Below are 2,349 nucleotides of genomic sequence, written 5' to 3' on the forward strand. Positions count from 1 at the left end.
CGGCGAGCGGGCCGGTGTCCGCGAGGTCGGCGAGCGCGCGGGCGGCGCGGTCGGTGCGGCGGGCCTTGCGGGTCAGCGAGCGCAGCACGCGCCCGGCCGTCGTGTACGTCGCGGCGAGGGCGCAGCCGGTCAGCAGCACGTAGAAGGTGATGCGGGGGGTGGTGACCGCGGTGAGGACGGCGATCATGGCCCAGCGTTCGCCGATGGGCAGGACGATCATCCGGCGGACCCAGACCGTCCAGCCGACGCTGTCCAGCTTGTCGGAGAGGGCGGCGGTGGGACTGGTGTTGGCGGTGGCGTCGTGGTTGGCCTCGTTGAAGGAGAAGTCCACGACGTGCCGGCAGGTCTGGAGGATCATCGCGCCGAGCGCGAGGGCCCAGACGTCGTCGCCGCCCCGGGCCGCGCCGAGCGCGAGTCCGGCGTAGTAGGCGTACTCCTTGGCCCGGTCGAAGGTGGCGTCCAGCCAGGCGCCGAGCGTGGAGTACTGGAGGGAGTAGCGGGCCAGCTGGCCGTCGGTGCAGTCCAGCACGAAGGAGGCGATCAGCAGCACGCCGGCCGCGATGAAGCCGGGGCGCGTACCGGTGGCCGCACAGCCCGCCGCTATCAGCGCGGTGAGCAGGGAGGCGGTGGTGACCTGGTTCGGGGTGAGGCCCCGGCGGGCGCACCAGCGCGCGAGGTAGCGCGAGTACGGGCTGATGCAGAAGGTGGTGAAGAAGCCGTCGCGGGACTTCACGGCCGACTTCAGGCGTACGTCCTCCTCGTCGATGGCGAGGACGGCCTGCCGGGCCTCGTTGCGGGCCTGCGGGTCGGCGGGGACGGCTGCGACCAGGCTGCCCAGCTCGGGGCGGTGCACCGGGGTGCCCTCGGCGTCGAGGGCGGTGACCAGGCGGTCGGGCAGGCTGTCGACAGCGACCGCGGTGCCGCCGCCGGTCTCGTCCTGGGTCTGGTCCTGCCCGTCCAGGGCCCGGCTCAGCGTCTGCCGGGCGGTGCCCTGGGCGGTGACGGCGCCGGGGACGGCGGCGAGCGGGAAGCGGGGGTCCGTGAGGCCGAGGCGCAGGGCGTGCGGGTGGCCGACGAAGCGGGCGTCGACCAGGGCCACGCGCCCGTCGGCGGGGGCGGCCGCGATCAGGTTCCGGGCCTCGGCGGGGTCGGCGGCCATGCGCACGTCGAAGCCGAGGGACCGCAGATCGCCTTCGAGGGACGATCCGGGGACCGGCTGACCGGTGACGATGGCGGTCGGCAACCGAATTCACTCCCTGGGTCCGGCGCGGCGGCGCCGGTCTGCTGCGTGATTGGGGGCGCCCCTCGCCTGCGGCTCGCCGGGGCGGCATGTCGGCAGAGGCTATCGGATGGGCCGGTGCACCCGTTCACCGGGCGTTCAGGCCCGGTCCACCGGGGCCGCGCCCGCCTGTGCCGCGATCATCATCGGGGATCGAAGGGCCCGCCCACAAACCGCGCCCCGGCGGGCGGCGCGCAATCCGGGCATCGAGGACGCCCGGCGCGGCTCGGCGTAGGGTCTGCGGGCATGACGTGGTTGATCACCGGCGGAGCCGGATACATCGGGGCCCATGTGGCGCGGGCCATGCACGGCGCCGGGGAGGACGTGGTCGTCCTGGACGACCTCTCGGCGGCGGTGCCCGAGCGGCTGCCCGAGGGCATCCCGCTGGTCGAGGGCTCGACGCTGGACGGGGACCTGCTGAAGCGGGTGTTCGCCGAGCACGGGGTGACCGGTGTGGTGCATCTCGCGGCACGCAAGCAGGTCGGGGAGTCGGTGGCGGAGCCCGTCCGCTACTACCGGGAGAACATCGGCGGCCTGGCGACCCTGCTGGACGCGATCGCGGACGCGGGCGTGCGGCGGCTGGTCTTCTCCTCCTCGGCGGCCGTGTACGGCAACCCGGACGTGGACCTGATCACCGAGGACACCCCCTGTGCCCCGGTGAACCCCTACGGCGAGACCAAGCTGGCCGGTGAGTGGCTGGTCCGCGCGGCCGGACAGGCGCACGGCATCTCCACGGTGTGCCTGCGCTACTTCAACGTGGCGGGCGCGGCCGCGCCCGAGCTGGCCGACACCGGGGTGTTCAACATCGTCCCGATGGTCTTCGACCGGCTGACCCGTGACGAGGCGCCCCGGATCTTCGGCGCCGACTACCCGACGCCGGACGGCACCTGTGTCCGCGACTACATCCATGTCGCCGATCTCGCCGAGGCCCACCTCGCGGCGGCCCGGCGGCTGTCCGAGGACGCGCCGGCCGGTGATCTGACGCTGAACGTCGGGCGCGGTGAGGGGGTGTCGGTGCGCGAGCTGATCACGCTGATCGGTGAGGTCACCGGGGACCGGCGGGAGCCGGT

2 protein-coding genes are annotated in these 2,349 nt (G+C 74.0%); one reads left to right on the top strand and one right to left on the bottom strand.

Features of this window, described 5'->3' with window-relative positions; genetic code table 11:
- Positions 1-1,243: CDP-alcohol phosphatidyltransferase family protein (locus tag GT030_RS28875; RefSeq protein ID WP_161203604.1), on the bottom strand; the 1,243-nt coding region annotated here is incomplete at its 3' end.
- Between the two features lie 282 nt (positions 1,244-1,525).
- Here GT030_RS28875 and galE point away from each other — a divergent pair.
- Positions 1,526-2,349 (top strand): UDP-glucose 4-epimerase GalE (gene galE / locus GT030_RS28880; protein WP_161203605.1); only part of this gene is annotated, 824 nt, incomplete at its 3' end.

It is taken from the genome of Streptomyces sp. SID1328 (assembly GCF_009865595.1).
GTDB classification, from domain to species: Bacteria; Actinomycetota; Actinomycetes; order Streptomycetales; family Streptomycetaceae; genus Streptomyces; species Streptomyces griseoluteus.